Raw genomic sequence first — 22,945 nt, 5'->3', positions numbered from 1 at the left:
AGCGTGATTACAAGCCTGTCCAACAATTAGACACTGCTGCCCAATTATTTGACAGTGAGCCCCACCATCCACTCGATGTCCTCTCATACGGCACATCTGTTTTTATGATATGATTTTTAGACAACGGCTTGATACTAAGGAGAAAAAAGAATATCTTTGCAAAGACAACATCCTTTCCGCCACTCCCGTGAAAGGATGTGCAACTGGTAGACAGACATTAGACAATAGATGAAACAAGGTAGCATACTGATAGTTGACGACAACCGCAACATCCTCACCACGGTGAAGATGCTGATAGAAAATGTATTCGAACATGTCGCGGCGATAGCCAAACCAGAGAATATCCCCACCCGCCTACGCGAGGACGGGCCCGACGTGGTGCTGCTCGACATGAATTTCCGCAGCGGCATCAACAATGGTAACGAGGGCCTCTTCTGGCTTCGCGAGATCAAGAAACTGAGTCCCCGCACACAGGTGGTGCTCTTCACGGCATACGCCGACATTGAATTGGCGGTGACGGGCATCAAGGAGGGCGCTACCGACTTCGTGGTAAAGCCTTTCGACAATACCAAGCTCATCGATACGCTCACCAATGCCTACCGAAAAACCAAGAAAACCAACCAGAACGCCACCACCCATGAGGGAGAAATGTACTGGGGCGTGTCGCCGACGATGCAAGATCTGCGCCTGATGGTGGAGAAAGTAGCAGCCACCGATGCCAACATCCTCATCACAGGCGAGAACGGAACTGGCAAGGAAGTGCTTGCCAAAGAGATTCACCGCCTGTCGAAACGGCATGGACACCAGATGATGCCCATCGACATGGGAGCCATCACGGAGACACTTTTTGAAAGCGAACTCTTTGGACACACGAAAGGTGCTTTCACGGATGCCAAGACAGACAAGCCGGGAAAGTTTGAACTGGCGGAGGGAGGCACGTTGTTTCTTGATGAGATAGGCAACCTGAGCTATGCGTTGCAGGCAAAGCTGCTCACGGCCTTGCAGCGCAGGAGCATCGTGCGTGTGGGAGGCAGCGAGCAGATTCCCATCGACGTGCGACTGATTTGTGCCACCAACCGAGACCTACAAGGAATGGTGACCAACGGCGAGTTTCGCGAAGACTTGCTCTACCGCGTCAACACGATTCACCTGCACCTGCCGCCTTTACGCGAGCGCAGGGAAGACATCACGGCCTTGGCCGGCATCTTCCTCAAACGCTACGCAACGATGTACAACAAGCCGGAGACAAAATTCTCGGCCAGCGCCATGACCAAGCTCGAAGAGCAACCTTGGTACGGTAACATTCGCGAACTGCAACATGCCATGGAGAAAGCGGTTATCCTGTGCAGCGGCACGACGATTGCCGAGGACGACATTGAGAGTGGTCCCGCCCGACAGGAGAAACCAATTGAGGACGTGCGCACGCTCGATGAGATGGAACGAAGACTCATCGAGAAAACCATCCGTGAATGCGACGGCAACCTCTCGCAGGTGGCGTTCAGGTTAGGTATCTCCCGACAGACTTTATACAACAAAATCAAACGATACGGACTATAAATCATGAACGTGATTGTCATCATACTCTGCCTGGCACTGCTTACCGCCCTCGTTGCCTATCTGCAACTGTGGCGACGGTATCGGCACGACCTTGGCAAAGTGACATTCATGTTCAACGCCATAGACATCGGCGACTATACTTTCCAGTTTCCCGTCAACAAGAGGTACGGCAGCGAACTTTTGCTCAACGAGTCGCTCAACCGCGTGAAGGAAATCCTACAACACGCCCGAGATGAACAGATAGAACGGGAAAAATACTTCGAACTCATACTCGATTCGGTGGATACGGGCATCTTGGTGGTCGACGTGGAGCGGGGCATCGTACTCCGCAGCAACCGGGCCGCACTCAACCTGCTGCAGGTGGAGACCATCACCCACATCAACCAGATCAAGGAGAAGATGGCGGGATTCTCTCTGCGCGAGACCCACACAACTCTCAAGAGTCGTCGGGTGCGCATCATCGGTTTCAGCGACATCAAGGGCGAGCTGGCCAACCAAGAGATAGACAGCTGGGTGAAGCTCATTCGCGTACTCACCCATGAAATCATGAACACCGTCACGCCAATCATATCCCTAAGCGACACCCTACTCCAAAACTCACAGGGCGAACAACGGCAAGGACTGCAGGTCATCAGCAGAACCAGCAAGGAACTTATGCACTTTGTAGAGAATTACCGCAAGTTCACACATGTGCCCACGCCCACACCCACCCTGTTCTATGTCAGACCGTTCCTCGAACGCATGGTGAACCTCATTCGCCCGATGTTAAAGTCTGACGTGAACGTGAGCTACGAGGTAGAACCCGGTGACTTGCTGGTGTATGCTGACGAGAGCCTTGTCAGCAGGGTGGTCAACAACCTACTGAAAAATGCTTCCGAGGCCATTGGAGAGGAAGGGCAAATCACTCTGCGCGCATACGCCAACGCACAGGAATCCGTCATCATCGACATCACCGACAACGGAGCGATGATTCCCGATGACGTGGCAAGTCACATCTTCGTGCCCTTCTTCACCACCAAGCCGCAGGGAAGCGGCATTGGCCTGTCCATTTCACGACAAATCATGCAGGCCTGCAATGGCTCTATCGACCTTGTAACCGACAAGACCACCAGACTGACCACCTTCCGACTGACATTCTTTTAACCCAACTCAAGTCTCGGATTTAGATATTAGGCTGTCATGGCGTAGGTTCCAAGGGCTGACAAGCTGTTTTCGTTCTCAATCATCCGCATGACTAAACCGTCAGATTCCACTCCGATATTTCTTTACAAAGTGCCTCTCATAACTCGCGTGTAAATCACCAACATCAAAGTTGGTCGCAAATACGCGAGAAATGAGCAAGGTTTGTAATTTGTTGACATTGAAGATGTTACGCTTGAGACAACTCTTTTTATTCCTGTTTTTACCATTTTTTTGCAACTAACCCATTGAGATAAGCCTGCAATTTGCATGCTTTAATGCTGCTGAAGTATGTGAATAATGCCCCTAATACATGTTTACAAGACCGTTAAATCAATGTTTCAACTTGAAAAGACGTTTATTTTGTGAAAATCATCCCATTTTTGTATGTCATTTGCCTATTGATTTTTTCTATTTTGAAGATTTTCAATGGTCGTTTTTTGGTAAAATAATAAGACAAAAACAACGGAGACTTTGGACAAAAATAATATTGATAAAAAGACGCAGCTCTTTCATTGAAGGAGAATTGTTGCACAACAATTGATGCAAAAGATCAAAGATTGCTTTCCCAACAAAACACCTTTCGTCAATGAAAGAGCCGTGATGAACATAGGGCTTTATTCCCCACAAGCCGCCAAACCGCTTTCTATGTTGAAGGAAAGAGTACCACTCCCTCTTGCTTCTGACCATCCATCAAAATACGCAATGCGGCATCAAACCGAACATGGCGAACATAAGTGGTTTCTTCGACAGCTGGCATGGCATCCAAAACATCTTGCCTGAACAAGCCACTGCCACCCACCTCATCAATCGTAAAATAGCCCACACCAAAACTGGTGAGGTTTTGGAAGAAGTGTGTCCCTTGACTTGGGTCGATACGGTAGTTGTTTAATGTCGTCTCGACAATAACCTTTGCACCGCTAATTTGTGGCCACTTTACTGGAATGCCCAACCAAGGATCGCTCGAGCCCCAGCGTCCCGGACCTATCAACACATAACCTTGACCTCGTGACAAGAACTGCTCATTGAGCTTTTCTATCTCCCCTACAATCGCAGGATTGTTTTTCGCTGTGAAAGAAGCGTTGGTTTTTACATAAACAACGTCACAGACATCGTCCATGATGCCATGCCCTAACGAGTTGTGCGAACGCAACAAACACCGTTCATCGGCGATGGCGACAATATCCTCATCGAGCATTTGCTTGGTATCGACAATGGGACGGATTTGCAATAAGTAAAATTCCCCTGTCCTATCGGCATTGATATCACAGGCAAACTCTATTTCTACGGGGCACCGCATGCTCTCCGCACCATAGTTCATCGCCATTTGCATGATGGGTGCCAAAGGGAACACATCGTGTTGCAGCACATTGCAGAAAGATATCACCTTGCGTCCTCCGTCGTACAGTCCATCCCTCATTATCTGGTTGTATGGGTCGTAAGTAGACGCAATGTATTGCAGGGAGCCATCTGTCTCGGCAGACTTGACACCTAACTTGAGGATATTGAAACCATCGTCTACCTGAAAATCTTGTCCCACATGAGCCGTGTCGAGGGCATAGAATTGCGTTTGTGTCTCGCGCAACGCCTTTTCCAGTTCACTGGTCTGCAAGACATGACGAGGATGATAAGGGGACACACGCAAAGTTTGACCGCCATCTACGATGTATTTACCCAATCCTAACGCCAACGAGGCAATGCCCTCCTCTGCCTTTTCGTTGCCAATGGGATAATAATTCAGCGAGCGCAGCACCCCACTAATCTTGGGATAATAGTGCGTACCATACTGCTTACCCACCACTTCTTGCAAGATAACCGCCATTTTTTCTTGATCGATCAAGTTGCGAGTAGCCGTCATGTAAGCCTTGGAATCATGATAGAACACCGATGCATACACGCCCTTGATGGCACAAGCCAACATTTGAAGCATCACTTGCTTGTCATCAATTGAGGGAATCATGTAAGTGGAATAGATTCCGGCAAAAGGTTGATAGTGCGAATCTTCCAACAACGAACTGGAACGAATGGCTATCGGACTCTTGGTGGCATCGAAAAACGTGATAAAGTCGTCGCGCAGACGCTCTGGCAACTTGGCTTTCAAAAAGCTGTGCAGTATCTCTTCGTCTGTGGTATCGCTCAAGGCAACATCATAAAGATTGTTCTCGTCCATGAATTGGTCGAACAAATCCGTACAAAGCACCAGCGTTTTTGGGATTTGTACCTTCACTCCTTCGTACTGATTAAAGTCGGGATGCATCTTGATGATATGGTCTAAGAAAGCAAGGCCACGCCCTTTTCCGCCTAACGAACCTTCACCGATACGCGCAAAGTGAGCATATTGGTCGAATTTCAATCGGTCGAACACCGCTACCACGCCTATATTTTTCATCTTACGATATTGCACAATAGCATCGAAGATAATTTGCCGATGCGCTTGCAAGTCTTGCAACTTATCCCAAGTGATGTTTTTAAGAAACTCGGAGATGGGAAATATTGAGCGTGCGCTAAGCCAACGACTCATGTGATTGCGCGAGACATGGAAGCGAAACGAATCATCTGGTATCTTAAAAATGTTGTCTTGCAGCTCCTTGAGCGAATGCACGCGCATGATTTCCTGACGGGTGTGCGGGTCTCTAAAGATGAAATCGCCAAAGCCCATGTGCTCTTCAAAGATATGACGGAGGTCTATTCCCATCATCTTCGAATTCTTGTCAACAAACCGGAAGCCCTCCCTTTCGGTCTTTTCCCGATTGCTTGACTCCGAACTTTCCACCACTAAAGGCAGATAAGGGTTGCGCTTGCGAATCTCACGCAACAATTTCAAACCCGCTTCGGGGTCTTTCACTCCGCCTTTAGGATAACGGGCATCGCTGATAACGCCTAATATATTGCCCGCAAAACGATTGTAATAATCCATCGCTTCCTCATAGGTTCGTGCCAAAACTACCTTTGGACGACCACGCATGCGCAACGTAGCAGCATGTCGATTCAATGCCTCAAAGGACAAATGCTTGTTCTGCACCAAGATGTAGCTGTACAGATTCGGCAATATAGAACTGTAAAAACGAATGCTATCTTCTACCAGCAATATCATTTGCACGCCCCCTTCAGTGATATCGTGCTCCAAGTTCATCTTGTCTTCCATCAGCTTGATGATGGACATAATGAGATTTGTGTTGCCCAACCAACAAAAAACATAATCGAAAATGCTCAGGTCTTCGTTCTCCATCCTACGGGTAATGCCGTGCGAGAAAGGCGTGAGAACGATGCAATGAATATCAGGAAAGGCATCTTTAATATTGCGTGCCACGGTAAAAGCGTCATTGTCAGCGGTTCCTGGCATACATATCACCAAATCTATCGGTGTGGACTGAAGAATGCGGGTCGCCTCTTCCGTGGTGCTCACCTGTGTAAAGGTGGGCGGATAACGTAAACCCAACTCCATATACTCGTTGAAAATTTTCTCCTCTACCCTGCCGTCATCTTCCAACATGAAGGCATCATAGGGGTTGGCAACGATTAAGACGTTATAAATACGTCTCATCATGAGGTTGACAAAAGTCACATCCTTCAATAAAAAATTACGCCATTGAGAAGGCACAGAATCGCTCATAATTGTTTTTTCAAGAAGTAAGAACTAACCAAATGAAAGAGGTTTCCAAAATACAGGTCCGTCTTTGATTGGACAATATTGACACGACAAATGTAGAAAAAACAAAGTATATTCACAAATATCCAACGAACTTTCGTCTTTCCCTCATAAATATATATAATAAGGTGTAAGCTCATGAGTTTTCACATTTATAAACATTGAAATTAGAATTTATCCTTTTATATTTGGTGGTTATTTATAAAAAAACTATATTTGCCACGTCTTGGATAATATCCGTGACAAGTATAACCAACTAATTAAATAAATTCTACTATGGAAATTGACAAAATCATGCAAGACCTGGAGAAAAAACATCCAGGCGAATCCGAGTATTTACAAGCTGTCAAAGAGGTGCTTATATCCGTAAAGGACGTGTACAACGAGCATCCTGAATTTGAAAAAGCAAAAATTATAGAGCGCATTGTTGAGCCAGAGCGCATCATTATGTTCCGTGTGCCATGGGTAGACGACCAAGGAGAAGTACATGTTAACATTGGTTACCGCGTACAATTCAACGGCGCCATTGGCCCGTACAAAGGCGGATTGCGTTTCCACCCATCTGTGAACTTATCTATTATGAAGTTCTTGGGCTTTGAACAAACCTTCAAAAACGCATTGACTACATTACCTATGGGTGGTGCCAAAGGTGGTTCTGACTTCTCTATTCGTGGAAGAAGCGATGCAGAAGTAATGAGATTCTGCCAATCTTTCATGTCTGAACTTTACAAATATATTGGCCCGAGCACTGACGTTCCTGCTGGTGATATTGGTGTTGGCGGACGTGAAATTGGTTATTTGTTTGGCCAGTACAAGAAGTTAGTAGGTCGCTGGGAAGGCGTTCTTACAGGCAAAGGCTTGCAGTATGGTGGTTCACGCATTCGTCCAGAGGCAACAGGTTTTGGCGCATTGTACTTTGTGAACCAAATGTTGCAGACACGCAATATTGACATCAAGGGCAAGACCGTAGCTATCAGTGGCTTCGGAAATGTTGCATGGGGTGCTGCTCTCAAAGCTACAGAATTGGGAGGAAAGGTGATTACCATTAGTGGTCCTGACGGTTACATCTACGATCCAAATGGCATCAGTGGCGAAAAGATTGCCTACATGCTCGAATTACGTGCCAGCGGCAATGACATTTGTAAACCATACGCTGACAAATTCGCAGGCTCTGAATTCCATGAAGGCAAGAAACCTTGGGAACAGAAAGCCGACATTTACTTGACCTGTGCTACTCAAAACGAATTGAACGGTGAAGATGCAGACAAGATCTTAGCTCACAAACCTCTCTGTGTTGCAGAAGTAAGTAACATGGGATGTACCGCTGAGGCAGTTGACAAGTTTGTTGCAGCACAACAACTTTTTGCACCGGGTAAAGCTGTCAATGCTGGTGGTGTTGCTACCTCTGGTTTGGAGATGACTCAAAACTCTATCCGACTCACTTGGAGCGAGGCAGAAGTAGACGAGAAGTTGCACTACATCATGCACTCTATCCACGAACAGTGCGTGAAGTATGGCACAGAGTCTAATGGATATATCAATTATGTCAAGGGAGCTAACGTTGCTGGCTTCATGAAAGTAGCACAAGCAATGCTGGAACAAGGCGTAGTATAAACTAAAATACATCATAGTGATATTTCACAAAAAAAGTATTTTATTGTTAAACATAATGGTAAGCTTTACCTTTCTGATGGCTCAAACCCAGAAAGGTAAAGCTACTTTTTATTCTAAGCGATCCACAGGAGCACGTACAGCCAGCGGGGAAAGAGTTCACCATGATAGTATGACGTGCGCCCATCGCACTTATCCATTTGGAACCTTATTAAGAGTTACAAATCCACGTAACAAGAAAGACGTCATCGTCAGAGTGACAGATCGTGGTCCACACGTAAAGGGTAGAATCATTGATTTATCGTATGGAGCAGCAAAAGAACTTGATATTATAGGACAAGGTGTTGCGATGGTTACTGTACAACGTATAGATTCAGCAGATATCATCAGAGTTCCTTACCGTTCCAAAGATAAAAGAGAATTCCCAGAATTGGAGTTTGGCATCTCCAGTGGTAAGGATAGCTTTATTGATGCATGGACCCGACAACAGTCTATCAATGCAAGTAAAACAAAATTACAGTTGACAAAACAGCGAAAGCAATCTGCCACAGAAGACAAAAAGAAACAAAAGCAACCGTCTAACACGAAGACACAAAAGAAATAATGACCAGCTTTCACGACAATAGAACATCTTTTTCAATTATTTTCTGTACCTTTGTCGCATTCTTTTAAATAGAAAATATGAGCAACAACTTATTATCAGGAAAGAGAGGTATCGTATTTGGTGCCCTCAACGAACAGTCAATTGCGTGGAAAGTGGCTGAGAGAGCCGTAGAAGAAGGTGCGAAAATTACACTTTCAAACACGCCTGTGGCAGTGAGAATGGGTACGGTAAGTGCGTTATCTGAAAAACTTCATTGCGAAGTAATACCCGCAGATGCCACCAATGTAGAAGACTTAGAGAATGTGTTCAAGCAGTCCGTGGAGATTCTGGGAGGTAAAATAGATTTTGTATTGCACTCTATTGGTATGTCACCCAATGTTCGTAAGCATCGTACTTACGATGATTTGGATTATAAGATGCTGGACACGACATTGGACGTGTCAGCCATTTCATTCCATAAAATGATACAGTGCGCCAAGAAACTTGATGCCATTAACGAATATGGGTCTATTGTCGCTCTCACTTATGTAGCCGCACAACGTACTTTCTATGGCTACAATGACATGGCAGATGCCAAGGCTTTGTTGGAAAGTATCGCACGTAGCTTTGGCTATATCTACGGACGAGAGAAACATGTACGTATCAACACCATCTCACAATCGCCTACTCTCACCACCGCAGGACAGGGCATAAAAGGCATGGATAAGCTCTTCGACTTTGCCAACCGCATGTCTCCACTGGGCAATGCCTCTGCCGATGAATGCGCCAACTATTGCATCGTGATGTTCTCTGACCTCACTAAGAAAGTCACCATGCAAAACCTTTATCACGATGGTGGCTTCTCTAACGTGGGTATGAGCCTGCGCGCCATGGCCACTTACGAAAAAGGATTGGATGAATATAAAGACGAACACGGAAAAATTATCTACGGATAAACACACGATAACCATCAACAGCAAGGGCGACGCTACCAATGTAACGTCGCCCCTTTTTATTTCTTTCACTAAAAAAGCAATCTACCAACTGTCCAAAACCGTTTACTTGCCTTGATAAGTACCCATGAAGAAGATGGTACCCGTACTGTGTTCAACAATGGCATACATGAAAGGACGGTTGGCATGGAACATAATGGGCTTAGAAGGAGGAAGTGCTGTTTCCCCAGTTTCTACCACCGTAACGACTGCGGCCTTTGAGCCTTCTTCATCAACCTCAATCTTTGCCTTCTGTAAAACCTTGGAAACAAAAGCATTTTCCACAGACATTTTTGTCAAATCGGCCTTGCCACGGTCAAACATTATATTCATCCCTAACAGCTTCAACACGTCATTCAACTCACGAGTGTATGCAGATGTAAAGCGTGGGAGCTTCAAATCGACCTTACTGCTATACGTGTTCTTCAGATTGTCTTTCCACTTTTTAGCATCCATGGTCTGCAACAAGCTCGACAAATCCTTTCCCTCACGAGGCAAAAGCACCACCATTTCGTACGATCCATTGCCGTAAGGAAGCACCACGGTCTGATAGTTGTCGTTCTCAGCAGCAAAGAATCGCTCTTTCTGATGCATCATTTTCACCGTCAACTTTTTGCCGTCGGCCTGCGTAAACGATTCTTGTTGCGTACGCTTCTTATCAAACTGCCGATACCAAATGCCTTTGAAGTAAAGAGCGTTGAGCAGATAAGAGACTCCATCTGGATTTATTCGTTCGAGTATCTTAGGCACCATACCCTGCGTATGATCACTCGCCCACTGGTTAATAAATGACAAGGTGGCCGGCGAACTGAAGTCTTGATTGGTTACAAGCGCTTGATATTGTTTTTCAACCACATTCTTAAAGTCGGGCTGCAGCGGTTTGTTTTTGTTTGCAACCACTGCATTCGCCATCGAAACCTTGGTCGACTTGTCCAGCTTTGGCGCTTCCATCATGAGCTGATGGCAAAGAGAATTGATGTCATCCACCTTGCCTGAACGGAACTCAAGACCCTCCAAGATTTCTTTCTGTGTATCTCCTACCGCCCCATTCGACAGCATGCCGAGCGCATAGGTCACGCTCAGCGGCGAGACGAACACGTCTTCCTGCTCACCTTTCGACACCTCTTTAAAAAACTTCCAAGCAAACTCATTGCTGTTTTCTACTTGCGCTTGCTGCGCTGTTGTCAGCTTGATGGTTCCCGGATTATACTTCACGTTAGGTGTAACAGGTTCGTCTTCACTACACGATGTCAGCATACCAACCGATAAACAACATGCACCAATTAAAGGAAAAAAATGTTTCATCATATCTATTTTGTTTTAGTTATCTACTCATAGAATGACGAAAACAATGAAATCTTGCACCGATTTACAATTTATTTTTATTTTTTATCCCAACAGCTGCTTGACTTGAGGCATTGCAGAAGTGCGTTCGTAGATGTGCAAACCAAACACTGGCGCCATGGTGTACGCCCATTCCATGATTTCAGCCAAGTTATGTTCGTAGACAATCCACTCTTTGTTGCTCAAGAAGAAATAAAACTCGATGGGCAAGCCTGTGTTGGTAGCTTCTCGCTGGCGTACCATACAAGTGAGTTCTGTATTCACTTCGGGCGACTGTTTGAGCCAGTTTTCCATATATTTGCGATACAAGCCCAAGTTTGTAAGGTCGCCTTTCATCTCCTGCGTCGTCAGAAATCCCTTCTCCTGACACATATCCTTTAGCTCCTGCGATGCTGGTTTGATGGACAGGAAGTCGAAATAAACCAGTCGCTTCACACGTCTTCCGTCACTTTCCTGCATGCCTTTCCAGTTTTGGAACGACCCATCGACCAACGTCTTTGGCGACACCGTCACAATAGTATTATCAAAATTCTGCACCTTCACGGTGGTAAGCGTCATCTCCATCACCTCACCATCCACGGTTGTCGACGGCACTGTAATCCAATCACCACGCCGAATCATGTCGTTACTGGTAAGACGGATGCCTGCAACCAGACCCTCAATGGTGTCCTTGAACACCAACATCAGCACGGCAGAGGTAGCACCCAGTCCGGCAAACAACTTCATTGGACTCTTTCCTATCACCAAGGCAACCACCACAATGACACCGATGAATATGGCAACAATCTTCAATACACCGCAGAACGATTGCATATATTGCTGTCTACTCGAGCTATGTGTGGTCTCGAGATTGCGAAACGAGTTGATCACGGCAATACCCAACTGCACCGAGGTCACCGTGATGTAGATGCTGGTGAGCCGGTTGAGCATCTCTTGCACAAACGGTGCTTCATAAAATACCAACGGCAAGAGTTTGTAAATGACTATCGCAGGAACGATAGCGCAAACCTTGAGCAGCACATCGCGGTTGAGCAGCACGTCATCCCACGTGGCTTTAGTTCGTGCCGTGAGCCTGTTGATGATTGGAATCAACAGTTTTTTGGCGATAATATAGCTAAGCCAAGAAAAGAAAATGGCTGCCAACGACAGCGATACATACCGCACTACGGGCACTGCCACGCCTGTAATTCCACACATCTGAATCAATTTCTCTACGACAATGCGTACTTGCTCCATTGTTTCTGTTATATCCCACATGATTTTATTGTTTATTCATGAATAATTATTATTAGTTCTCTCTTAAGGCAAACACAAGGATTGACATACTTTGTCCTGAAACCTACGGGCATTCTTTCCGTGCATCACCCCCTGATTGATAATGGCAAAGCACAACAAATGCCCGTTCGGAGCCTGACAATAACCTGCCAAACTACTCACTCCTGTCACCGTTCCTGTCTTTGCCCATACCTTGCCACAGGTGTTAGCATCTCTCATTCGGTCGCTCAACGTCCCATCTACTCCTGCCACAGGAAGTGTTGGTAGCAAGTGGTTATAAATACGAGGTTGGCGATGCGCATATTTCAAGAATTCTATTAACAATTCTGCACTCAGGTAATTGTATAACGAAAGTCCGCTACCATCGGCAATTTTATAAGTCGAAGGATTTAAGCCTACCTTTTTTATCAACCGTTTGACGACATTGCTTGCATCTTTCGCTGTCCTTCTTTGTTGGCGTTCTCCCCCTGGTAACTGATAGAACAAAGCCTCCGCACAAAGGTTGTCACTCTTTTTCACCATAGGCAGTAACACCTGATCGATGGTATGTGTTCGCAAGCAAAGGCGTTGCGCATTCGCAGGACATGAGCCTGTAGTACTAAAAGCCTCTACTTGTATGCCTGACTCTCGCAACCTACGCTCAAGCTCTGCCATGAAATGGTCTTTACGGCGATACAGCAGGGGCGACAACACGGGGTTGTCATCATCCCAACACCATCCCTCGCCCAACAAGTTAAGGTCCTTCATGCCTTTGTCTGCATACAGTGTGCCCCGAATGGTGTCAATACCAAGTTCCTGCACGCAGGTTGCAAAGGCTTGCATGTCCTCTTTATCGAACAAAGGGTCAAAGCCTCCAACACAATAGATATCACCTTTCAGCGTCCGATTTTCAATGCTTCCTGTATAATAAAGCTCGGTTTTAAGCTCGTAATCACCCCCCAACTGGTCCAACGCTGCAATGGCTGTTATCAGTTTCATTGTACTGGCAGGTCGCAAATGTTGCCGCTCTTGGTATTTATAAAGCACACTGTCGGCTGTGAGGTCATATACCGCTAAGCCTAATTGTGAGGTTTCAAGCAACTTGCTTCGCAACAATTGCTCCAACCTTGTCTGCACTTTTTGTTGCCAAGCAATGGTTGGCGCAACAATAGATGCCGTATCCGCTGGCACTGATATCAGTGTCAACGAATCTTGGGTCGGTATCTGATGTGTTATTTTTGTTTGTGCTGGAGCAGGCTGCCATAAGCCCAAGACTGCCAAACACAGAAAATTCTTAATTATCTTCATGAATGTTTATGTGCAAAAGACACATCTTCTGCTTGCTGTCGCTTCATCAATTCTTCCATAAAAGCCTGCTCTTGTTGTGGCTGAACGGCAATCAACCTATCTGCACCATACTTAATGAGTAGATAATGTGAAAGTCCGAAATTGTTTCGCATAGGTACACATTTTACGACATCACATAAAGCAATTTGTTGCTTTGTCGAAAAACGGCCTCTGTTGATGAGCAAAAATTCCATTTCTTCATCCCTATCAATGGGTTTGGTACGTATAAAGGTGTAGGTGGTATGTAATATACGCTCTATCATTCCAACAATAACAATGACGACAAAGAGTCCCAGTAAGGCCTGTTTTATCCAAAACAAATAAATGACCAACAGGGAGAACAGCACTAATCCACACAGGGAACCCAAAGTTAATCGATGATGAAATGTGCGTTGCGACATAGCTTGCTACGGTTTTATAATACTCATTTTGCTACTACCTGCTGCGCTCAAAAGCGATGATACAATGTTGAATCAACGAAGCCAAGCAGAATAAATGGAGAGTTATTTGTTGCAAATTTACAAAATTATTTATGGTTGAGTGCTTCTTGCTGGTACTTTATGATACTTTCACAAACATAGATTTTTATTCATGGTACGGATTTTGAATCAAATCATGAAGAAAAACGCCATTCAACGACAACGATAATTGTCAAAAAAGATGGCTATTTTTTAACACTTCTGAATTCCTCATTCCAGCAAAAAATAGACGTTTGTAAACTCGAAAAACAACGATAATTGGTGTGTGAAACATGTATTTTAGTGATAACTCAATGGGTTAAGCCCGCTATCTACAACGAATAAACAGCTTATTTGCACGCTTTAAGGGTGCAATCTCCATGGGTTAACAGCCAAAATAATGCGAAAAAAGGGCATTAAAACGAGGGGAAATTCACCAAACAAACTGACTTACAAGCAATTACCAACATTCGCCATTTCTCGCGTATTTACGCACGAACGCACTTGTCCTCGCAAATATGCGAGCTATGGAAGAGTGTTTGTCAAGAAAATTCACATTTTTTATCGGGTCAGACTGAACTTCAGACTGATGCCAAAATCGTGCGTCGTGGTGGGATAACTATTGCTCGAAAGCAGCGGATTGTTGACTTGCTGATCATAATACATCGTCATCGTCATGAGCTTAGACAAATTATAATCGGCAGAGAACTGGAACTTAAAAGCCGTATTTCCACCCGTTGCCATACTTGTCATGGTGGCAATGTCACGGCTAATGCTTGCCTGTCGGCGATAACTGCAATCCAATCGAAGGTTCAGTCCTCGGTTCGATGTAGTGCTGTTACTTGTAGAAGTAGCGGTTTGTGCCTGCTGTTGCTTGTTTCGGTTGCGGCTCATTCTGCGATTTCTGCCACTATCAAAAAGATGAAGGTCATTGATTCGATAAGCCAATCCCAAGACCCAGTCACGACTGATGGCTTCGTTAATTTGCACGCTGGTTGTACTCAGACTTAACACTCTCGTAGAACGATATTCCAACTTGGCGGTAAGGTTATTGTGAAGTGTCACGTCCACACCGAGTAATGGAGAGAAAGCTTCGTTGATACTCACCATCGAAATGTTGTATATGCTGCTGGGAATAGGAGCTGCTGTTGTGGGGTCTGTGATAAATCCCAATCCATTCATGTATTCTTGGAAGGTACTAAAACTACTAAAAGAGCCAATGGCGAAGACGCTTTTATAAGCATGATTCAGCGTAACACTTTTGAACACATCTTGAAACCATGGCAACTTGCCCAGTCCACTATAGCGAATAGTCCAGTTAGGAAGCAACCGTGTAATCGCTGGGAAGAGGTCTAAAGAATGTCCACCCATACTGGTATAGGTATTTAAGAAAGCAGGAACCATCACATCAGAGCCATACTTGTTCACTCCACCGTTGGCAGCATTGTATGTTTCTCCAGCCAACGAAGTTCCACGAGGATAGGTAGCACCCTGATATTGTGCCTCCACACGATGACGGAAGCCCTCTAACGACTGGCAGAAATCAACGAACGATTGACTAAAGAAACCGTTGTTAGCGTTGCCCATTCCTTCGAATGCGCTGCGAAGTGAGATGGTGGTCATGGTAAAGTTGCCACTGAGAACGGTAGGATTTCCTTCGTACATGTATTGTACACTCTTTCCCATGGTCTTGGTTCTGCTGGCATGAAGGTCTATTTTGAAGTTGCGCACTGGCTCTAACGTCATTCGTAATTGCAAATCTTCAGTACGATTAGAAGTGGCGGGTGTCGCTATCGAGTCGGACATCAGCAGCCAATGGTAGTCTCGAGCTCGCTCTATATACCCATCGTCTACGAAACCAAAGGCAAAATCAAGACCGGGTGAAAGCGCACCGGGGGTACGGTTTTGTCCAAAGGCATCGCCAACAATGGGCATAAAGCCAGGTAACGCCAACGCATAGTCGTTGCGATAACTCAACCCCACGCTACGCACCATCATCATCAGGCGTGCCACCGATTGAGCCGCCTTATACCAACCTTTATTTTCAAGTGGCTCTTTTGCTGCCACAGTTATCTTTAGATGAAGTGCAGAGTCTACCTTATTCTTGATACGAATTGTATTATTGTCGATTTTTTGATAACGAAGAGGGTAAGATTTTCCATTTTCCGCCTTTGCCGACACTATCAGGCGTTTGGTTTGCTTACCATGTTTCACGGTAATAAAGGTATCGGGCAACAGCACGATTTCTTGTTGAAAGCCTTTTTGGTTCTTTGGCAAGGCACGCTTCAGGGCTTCAGCTTGGGCATCTTGTACAGTAGCTTTCTGTGTGGTAGATTGTTTTTTATCTTGCTTCACCATTCGCGAGTTCCTTCCTCTTGTCTGACGACGCTGCGGCTCTTTATTAAATCTATCATTCGTTTTCTTAAGGAATGGAATATGATTATACAACCGCTGAAGGTCAAAATTACCATTCAGATTCATGTTCCGATTGGTGGTCACCGTGTTTCCTAACGATGTGCCATCTTCCAACATTGTGCCTCGCACCCATGTATAGTTAGCGGCATAGTTGGCATCTGCTCGCACCCAATCGAAAATAGGGATGAGATTGAGTGGCAACTGATAAGACAAAGAGAATCGTTGCTGATAGTCTAAGGGTGTCCCAAGATTGCAAATGCTGGTGCGAACCGAGTCTTTCCATGCCGAATATCTATCGGGGAAGAGGTCTTTGTTCACAGGGGTATAGGGCTCTTCTATCTCTGCATGCGTAGCACTCTGAAAGTTCATGTGTATATTCTTCGTGAGATCCCAGCGTAGCGTAAAATCTCTGTTCCACATAAACTGTTGATTAAAGGTCAATGGGAGTTGTGAACCGCCCAAATCTTGCATGTCACGTTCTTGCAATTCATAATAGTTACGAGACATATCTGTGTTGAATGCCACACTTTGTGGTAGCCAATTCAATCCAAAACGCTTCAAGATATCGTACCATTTGCTACGACTTTTTATAAATTTGAATGGCTCTAAAGACTTATAGACAGGAGACCAATTATAAGAAAGGCTACCCATCCAGTTGTCTTCTTTCTCGTAAACGGTAGTCTTCCCACTGCTATATCGGTGAGCATGACTATACGAGAACGAGAAATTGGCAGGATCGTAGGGCATCGGGTGACGCTTGGTTTGGATGCCCACTCGCACATTTGACAGTGAAAAGTTGGTGTTAGTGGTTTTCGTCACAGCAATGCTTTGTATAGAATCGCGTTCCTGCTGACTTCCCATGGCATCTAAAGCGTCTCGCAAGCGCATGTCCGTATCGAGTGGATTATACTTTGGACTTACCTGTTCTTCCTGTCTACTATAATACAAAGGCGCACTCACCTTTGCCTTGTCAGGAAAGAACTTGCCCAATTCAAGGTTGGCTGTGACGCTGTAGTTTTGGTAGTCGTCCTTAGAACGTTGGTCCACTCCCTCTTCCAAACCGCCAAATCCTTCGCTCATATAACGTCCCTGCACATTGAAAGTACCAAAGTCAGACAACTGCACATTTAAGTTTCCTTGTGCCGCCCAGCCTCCTTCGTTGTTGTATTCCAATAGACGGAGTTCGTTCACCCATACCTCACCCGACTTCACCTCGCCCGACTTGTTGCGTACGCCAATCATCATCGTTTTTACTTCACCAAGCGTTGGATTACCCATTACGCTAACCTTGTTATTTGGACGCTCTGCATCATAAGAGGTAAATACTCGATTGTATGATGCTTGTCCCTGCGCCTTCGCCTTGTTTCTTTCTTTCTTTACTTCCGTAAATACCGTAAGTGGAATATCTAACATATTCTCCTCAGGCCAGACTTTTCGCACCGAAGCAAGCGAATAACGGTCGTACACACCGGGTTCTGTTAATCGCAACGGTATTTCATACTCATAGTAATTGCTTTTGTAATCGTTCCCCAATCGCACGAAGACAGCCAACTGATTGTCTTGCAGATTGGTAGTGTTTTGCTCCATGGCATTGGCATGCACAAACATTTGCATACGCTTGTACTGCCGCAAATCGACAGACGTATTTTTATAGACCGCCTTCGACTCTCCTGTTGCCAAGTGTTGAACAATCAAGTCTAATGCCTGCTCGTTCGCTTCTACTAACTGCCGCTGGGTTGGATCTTGTGCTCGAACGATGCCTGGAGGCAACACATAGTTGACAGGTGACTTGTCATTGTTTTCCTCTATGTTGACCGAACTCACCGACATCGTACCCGTTTGGGCAGAAGAGGGGTCGAGTTGCTGCTGATAGATACGCCAATCGCCACGCACAAGGTCAAGACTTCCAAAGCGAAGTACGATGGGCTTCTCAAATCTTGTTAAGAACATACGCATGAAGCGGATGCTGGTAAAGTCGGAGATGGAGCCAAATCGGCGTTCAAAGTCACGAATAGGAATGCGAAATTGATACCAAGTCACCTTTTCATTCTTCTTATTACGCAAAGGCGCAGTTGCTTCTCGTTTGTCTACAATGTGATTTTGTCCCACCACCAAATCCTCTGGACGAATAGAAACGTGGTACTGAAAGTACTTCTCATATTCGTTCAAAGTATAATCTTGGTTGATGTCTTCCACATCAGGCATACTTTTATAAGAGGTGTCGTAACGCTCACTACGGTTTTCTGTATCGGGCGAATTACCTTGCGGATTGTTGATATATTTGTAACGACGCAGAATAGAGGCTTGCATCTCATCATAATCACGCCCACGGAAATAATGATAATCATCGTTTGCTACATCTTTCAAAATGGCTTCAAACACAGCAGGGTTTACTTTTCCTTGTATTTGACGTAAGAAATCTTGATAAGCGGCAAAGTTTTTCTCTTCCTCATTGGTCAGTCCATTGAAACCTAAATCCTGCAAAGCCCTTGCTCCCTTGCTCGTTGCAAAGGCATAAGTAACGCTGGGTTGTGTGGGTACTTTACCCCATTGCGTTGTCGTAAAGGATTGACTTCCGTCGACGGGGAGTCCGCTCTCATAAAACTTTTTGCCATCGTGCAATATATCTTCACTCACCTCTCCGAGGTTGATATAAAAGTCTCCACCATACTGATGAGCCGTTCCGTCTCTTCTGGTATAGATAAATGGGTCGAGCATCCAAAATTCTATGTACTCGATGTTGGACGCTTCGAAATCACTATAATCTAATTTTCGCATCATTCCTCCCCATTTCTCTTGCGGATGGTTCAAGAAGCCATCGGCAGTAAGGTCAGGATTGAAATTATATGGCCCTCGTTCGGCAGGATAATACGCCAAGTTGAGGATAGGGATTGTAGCGGTAGCACCACTATAACTGCTTTGATCTCGAGTGGGATACAACTCACGCACATACACCTCGCGCACATAATGGTTAGACAACTGTTCCAAATCACTTTTGATATGGCTGGGCGTCAGTGAACTGCTACGACGAGTAAACAGAGGGTCTATGGTGTACCATGCCAACAACGAGCGGTTAAATCCGCTACGCAAGGAGGTCTTGTCGCTATGCTCTGGGAACATGGAAGGCACGCTCGACATGACCCACGAGGCTGGTGTAGAAACATCTATCTTTGTAGTTGTATTCTCAAAGTCGTCCAAGTATGAGGCATTGTCTTGTGTACCGTGGCTCTGCCCTGCGATGAGTTGTGCAAATTCGGCATTGAATGAAATGTGCGAAGGTTGCGTAAGATGCAAGAAGGGTATTTTATCTAACAAACTTGTGAGCCACTGGCTTTCTTTTTTCCAATTAAGGTTAACTCCCCAAAGAGTATTGTTGAGCGGTTCTGCCCCCATATTTACCTTGTTCGTCAGTGCTTGCTCAGACAAATGTTGTACAGTACCACTCAACTGAAAGTCTTTGCTAAAATCGTATTCCCAGTTAAGTCCGAACATTGTTTTGCGTTCCTGTGCAAAGTCTGTATTACTCTCTAAAGAAACATTGACATTTGTCCCCGCATCCAAGATACTTTTGTTCAAGATGGTGACCTCACCTGCTGCGTAGTCTACAGAATAGTCAGCATTCTCTGTAAGTCGCACTCCTCCTGCCGTTACCACGACCGAACCTTGAGGAACATTGTATGCCCCTAAAGAGATAACATTAGCGGCTGAACCTCGATACTGCCCCATGAGTACGTATTTATTCTTCTCGGCAATTTGTTTGGCTACTGTCTTTGTCGAATCATACAGTTCGGTAAAAGCATATTTCTCTGGATGCTGAACGCCCTTGTCTCTAAGATAATTGAGGATAAAACTCCCAAAAGGTTCCACCTTTGGAAAGAACACACGCCCATCACTCACGGTATATCCTTCTACATAGTCAAAATAACCGTTGCTATGCACCTTGTTGTTATTGTCCAAACGGTCAGCACCTAACAGTCTTATGATAGGCTGATTTTTTACTTGTGCTTCTGGGATATAAGTAAGATAAACGCCTGCCGTATCGCTTTGATACTTCACATCTAATCTAAATTTCTCACGTTCGATAGAATTACCTAATTCATAGACGTTTTTCATCATCAAGTCCCAGTTGCCCTGCTGTGGGTTATTGCTGGTATTTTTTAATGACTTTACGAACAATGCGGCATTGACATCGGTCACATCTCTGGCAAATTCGCCCACCTGAAACGTTGTTCCTCCATACGTATATTCGTACGCCACTGCTAATACCTGATCGGTTTGCAGACCAGTTTTCAACGACACATAGCCCAAGGCGGTATTCACTTTGTATTCCGAAGGATTGAGTAAACGAGCCCGTTCCAGCTTTTCATAGTCCACGCCTCCTACCAATCCTGCAGATGTTAATACTGAGTTAGCTTGGTCGATGTTACGCACAATGCCATAAGTGTTTACAATGGTAGAATATACGCTGTTTGCCTGATTAGATGGAACCTTCTGCATGGTGGTGTTCCATAAAGGATTTGACACCTTTTCATTCTCACCCAAATCAGTGAAGGCTATAATATTACGAGTGTTCGTCGTCACCCCCGAGTTGTTGGTTACCCATATCTCCATGCGGTTAATCTTTACCCCAGAGGTGATGTTGGGTAACGATTTCATATTTTCATCATACTGCTTGCGGAAATATTGTGACAGAAAGAAATGCCTGTTCTCTTCATAATTCGCCACATTTATTTCGAAAGGCGTAAACTGTTTGCCGCCTTTTGAAGATACAGTCTTGTCAGATGATTTCTTTTGTGATGCCACCATCTGCAACTTTAGCTTACCAAATTGCATATCGGTACGAAGTCCGAACAATGAACTGGCACCCTTAATGAGCGACGAGTTAGAGGGAAACGACACGTTACCTGCTTCTACCAGTTTGATGATTTCATCCTCCTTGCCGTCGTACTTCAACTTCATGTTCTGCGCATCAAAGTCGAATGTAGCGTCAGTGTTGTAGTTCAAGTTCATATTCACCTTATCTCCAACCCTACCGTTGACGTTCAGATTGATTTTTTCATCAAAGTTCATCGTGGTCATCTTTCGGTTTCGGATAGGCAAAGAGGGGTTGTCAATCTTTTTTATCGTTCCACCAAACTTTAGCTCTGCCGTACCTTGTGTCTTGATACGCACTCCTCCAGGTCCAAAAATCTTCTCGGCTGGTCCTAAATCAAAGTGCATATCGGTGAAGTCGAACTTCTCTTTTCCTTTTTTCTCGAAAACTTCTGCGTTCTTTGTCCTAAAGTACTGCTTAAAGAGTTGTTGCTCACTCCACTTGCGATATTCTTGAGGTGCCATCATAATAGGAGCATTCACCCAAGAGTTACCTATCTTAGATCCAAAGATATACCGATTCAGCGTGTCATTATAAACCACATCTTGGTTCAGATTTCGGGGACGCTTTAAGTCTAAAGGACTTTCCTCTAAGTCGTCGAATATGACAGGAGTGGTGCGCTGTATTTTCCATCTTGGATGTAAAAGAGAGTCGGGTATATGGGTTTCGTCCTCGATTTCAGGCTGTACCTTTACCTGAACAGTATCCTTCTTATTGCGTTTTTGGGGCTTTTGAGGAGTCTGTTGTTGCACACGCTGTACACCTCTGCCTTGCCAATAAGGTAAAGTAAAGGCATATCCCGCCATACTCATGACGAGTAACACCAGCAGCAAACTATAAATACGTCTTCTCAACTCCATGCTTCCGCTGCGTCCTCAGCTTGACGATTTGCCGAACTTGTTTTATTTAATGCGACTCAGTGCCAATTTTACAACTTGTTCTACAGGCATCGAATCACTCTCCTTTAGAATAGATTCTACTACCTTCGCACTCGGTGCGGGCGAGAAGCCTAACATTGTGAGCGCACTTACAGCCTCATCACGAATACCACTATGCACCATATTCTGCGGCTGATCGCTCACGTGTAGCTCGGTAGCGATGCCACTACTTACAATCTTATCCTTCAAGTCTACAATGATGCGTTGTGCTGTCTTTAATCCTATTCCCTTGACAGACTTCAACATTCGCTCATCTCCATTGGCTATCACGTTGCACAATTCGGCAGGAGAAATGGCGGAGAGTATCATCCGAGCCGTGTTAGCCCCTACACCCGAAACGGTTATCAACATGCGATACAAATCACGTTCTTGCTTGGAATAAAAGCCATAGAATGTAAAATTGTCATCTCTTCCACCTGTTACGAGCGATTCATGGACATACAACTTCACTTCTTTCTTGCCTTGAATGGCACTGTAAGTGTTCAATGAAATATTTAAGCTATAGCCAATACCAGCCGCCTCGAGTACAGCTTGAGCAGGAGTTAATTCTGTTAATTCACCCCGAATATATTCTATCATACCTTATTTATTTGTGTATATACATGAAAGATAACGCTATCCATGGCAAGATATTGCTCCTATGGGCAGAAAGTACAAAAGGAAAAGGTGGCTTATATGACAAAAATGTGCATAATTTAGAGTCGTTTTCTTTTATGTGACAAAAATGTGCATGGAATCTTCTGCG

General features: G+C 45.0%; 12 protein-coding genes. 5 read left to right on the top strand and 7 right to left on the bottom strand.

Going from position 1 to position 22,945, the window contains the following annotated elements:
* Nucleotides 1–228: 228 nt before the first annotated feature.
* Together DEM91_RS06435 and DEM91_RS06430 are read left to right on the top strand one after the other, a co-directional pair.
* Nucleotides 229–1,557: a sigma-54-dependent transcriptional regulator gene (locus tag DEM91_RS06435; protein ID WP_249858356.1), complete on the top strand. Its 1,329-nt coding sequence runs from the start codon at nucleotides 229–231 to the stop codon at nucleotides 1,555–1,557.
* Between the two features lie 399 nt (nucleotides 1,558–1,956).
* Nucleotides 1,957–2,700, top strand: a complete 744-nt coding sequence (locus tag DEM91_RS06430) for a sensor histidine kinase (protein ID WP_249858355.1) — start codon at nucleotides 1,957–1,959, stop codon at nucleotides 2,698–2,700.
* A 682-nt stretch (nucleotides 2,701–3,382) separates the two neighbouring features.
* Here DEM91_RS06430 and DEM91_RS06425 read toward each other — a convergent pair.
* On the bottom strand, nucleotides 3,383–6,349 hold the full coding sequence (locus DEM91_RS06425) for a PEP/pyruvate-binding domain-containing protein (RefSeq protein ID WP_249858354.1): 2,967 nt from the start codon (nucleotides 6,347–6,349) through the stop codon (nucleotides 3,383–3,385).
* A 312-nt stretch (nucleotides 6,350–6,661) separates the two neighbouring features.
* Here DEM91_RS06425 and gdhA point away from each other — a divergent pair, with 312 nt between their 5' ends.
* The 3 genes from gdhA (at nucleotide 6,662) to DEM91_RS06410 (ending at nucleotide 9,535) form a co-directional block, all read left to right on the top strand.
* A complete protein-coding gene (gdhA, locus tag DEM91_RS06420) occupies nucleotides 6,662–7,999 on the top strand; it encodes an NADP-specific glutamate dehydrogenase (protein ID WP_249858353.1) in 1,338 nt (445 codons plus the stop codon).
* A gap of 76 nt (nucleotides 8,000–8,075) precedes the next feature.
* Nucleotides 8,076–8,600 carry a septal ring lytic transglycosylase RlpA family protein gene (locus tag DEM91_RS06415; RefSeq protein WP_249858352.1) on the top strand — a complete coding sequence of 175 codons (525 nt, stop codon included), beginning with the start codon at nucleotides 8,076–8,078 and terminating at the stop codon, nucleotides 8,598–8,600.
* 77 nt (nucleotides 8,601–8,677) lie between these two features.
* Complete coding sequence (locus tag DEM91_RS06410) at nucleotides 8,678–9,535, top strand: enoyl-ACP reductase (protein ID WP_249858351.1); 858 nt, start codon at nucleotides 8,678–8,680, stop codon at nucleotides 9,533–9,535.
* A 102-nt stretch (nucleotides 9,536–9,637) separates the two neighbouring features.
* Here DEM91_RS06410 and DEM91_RS06405 read toward each other — a convergent pair whose 3' ends face one another.
* The 6 genes from DEM91_RS06405 to ruvA form a co-directional block, all read right to left on the bottom strand.
* Nucleotides 9,638–10,879, bottom strand: a complete 1,242-nt coding sequence (locus tag DEM91_RS06405) for a serpin family protein (RefSeq protein ID WP_249858350.1) — start codon at nucleotides 10,877–10,879, stop codon at nucleotides 9,638–9,640.
* Between the two features lie 81 nt (nucleotides 10,880–10,960).
* Nucleotides 10,961–12,172, bottom strand: a complete 1,212-nt coding sequence (locus DEM91_RS06400; protein ID WP_249858349.1) for a mechanosensitive ion channel family protein — start codon at nucleotides 12,170–12,172, stop codon at nucleotides 10,961–10,963.
* A 42-nt stretch (nucleotides 12,173–12,214) separates the two neighbouring features.
* Nucleotides 12,215–13,477: a D-alanyl-D-alanine carboxypeptidase/D-alanyl-D-alanine-endopeptidase gene (gene dacB, locus DEM91_RS06395; protein ID WP_249858348.1), complete on the bottom strand. Its 1,263-nt coding sequence runs from the start codon at nucleotides 13,475–13,477 to the stop codon at nucleotides 12,215–12,217.
* On the bottom strand, nucleotides 13,474–13,917 hold the full coding sequence (locus DEM91_RS06390) for a PH domain-containing protein (RefSeq protein WP_249858347.1): 444 nt from the start codon (nucleotides 13,915–13,917) through the stop codon (nucleotides 13,474–13,476). Before DEM91_RS06390 ends, dacB begins: the two co-directional genes overlap by 4 nt.
* 618 nt (nucleotides 13,918–14,535) lie before the next feature.
* Complete coding sequence (sprA, locus tag DEM91_RS06385; RefSeq protein ID WP_249858346.1) at nucleotides 14,536–22,122, bottom strand: cell surface protein SprA; 7,587 nt, start codon at nucleotides 22,120–22,122, stop codon at nucleotides 14,536–14,538.
* A gap of 42 nt (nucleotides 22,123–22,164) precedes the next feature.
* Nucleotides 22,165–22,779 (bottom strand): Holliday junction branch migration protein RuvA, encoded by a 615-nt coding sequence (gene ruvA / locus DEM91_RS06380; protein WP_028901009.1) that lies wholly within the window; start codon nucleotides 22,777–22,779, stop codon nucleotides 22,165–22,167.
* Nucleotides 22,780–22,945 lie beyond the last annotated feature (166 nt).

Origin of the sequence: Prevotella sp. TCVGH, from assembly GCF_023522295.1 — a bacterium.
GTDB lineage: Bacteria > Bacteroidota > Bacteroidia > Bacteroidales > Bacteroidaceae > Prevotella > Prevotella timonensis.
This window is presented reverse-complemented; position numbering and strand designations above follow the sequence as displayed.

Bases quoted from the DNA above. Each gene is read 5' to 3' on its own strand.
- DEM91_RS06430 (WP_249858355.1), top strand. From the start codon at position 1,957: ATGGCGGGATTCTCTCTGCGCGAGACCCACACAACTCTCAAGAGTCGT.
- DEM91_RS06390 (WP_249858347.1), bottom strand. From the start codon at position 13,917: ATGTCGCAACGCACATTTCATCATCGATTAACTTTGGGTTCCCTGTGT.
- dacB (WP_249858348.1), bottom strand. From the start codon at position 13,477: ATGAAGATAATTAAGAATTTTCTGTGTTTGGCAGTCTTGGGCTTATGG.
- DEM91_RS06405 (WP_249858350.1), bottom strand. From the start codon at position 10,879: ATGATGAAACATTTTTTTCCTTTAATTGGTGCATGTTGTTTATCGGTT.
- gdhA (WP_249858353.1), top strand. From the start codon at position 6,662: ATGGAAATTGACAAAATCATGCAAGACCTGGAGAAAAAACATCCAGGC.
- DEM91_RS06400 (WP_249858349.1), bottom strand. From the start codon at position 12,172: ATGTGGGATATAACAGAAACAATGGAGCAAGTACGCATTGTCGTAGAG.
- DEM91_RS06415 (WP_249858352.1), top strand. From the start codon at position 8,076: ATGGCTCAAACCCAGAAAGGTAAAGCTACTTTTTATTCTAAGCGATCC.
- DEM91_RS06425 (WP_249858354.1), bottom strand. From the start codon at position 6,349: ATGAGCGATTCTGTGCCTTCTCAATGGCGTAATTTTTTATTGAAGGAT.
- sprA (WP_249858346.1), bottom strand. From the start codon at position 22,122: ATGGAGTTGAGAAGACGTATTTATAGTTTGCTGCTGGTGTTACTCGTC.
- ruvA (WP_028901009.1), bottom strand. From the start codon at position 22,779: ATGATAGAATATATTCGGGGTGAATTAACAGAATTAACTCCTGCTCAA.
- DEM91_RS06410 (WP_249858351.1), top strand. From the start codon at position 8,678: ATGAGCAACAACTTATTATCAGGAAAGAGAGGTATCGTATTTGGTGCC.
- DEM91_RS06435 (WP_249858356.1), top strand. From the start codon at position 229: ATGAAACAAGGTAGCATACTGATAGTTGACGACAACCGCAACATCCTC.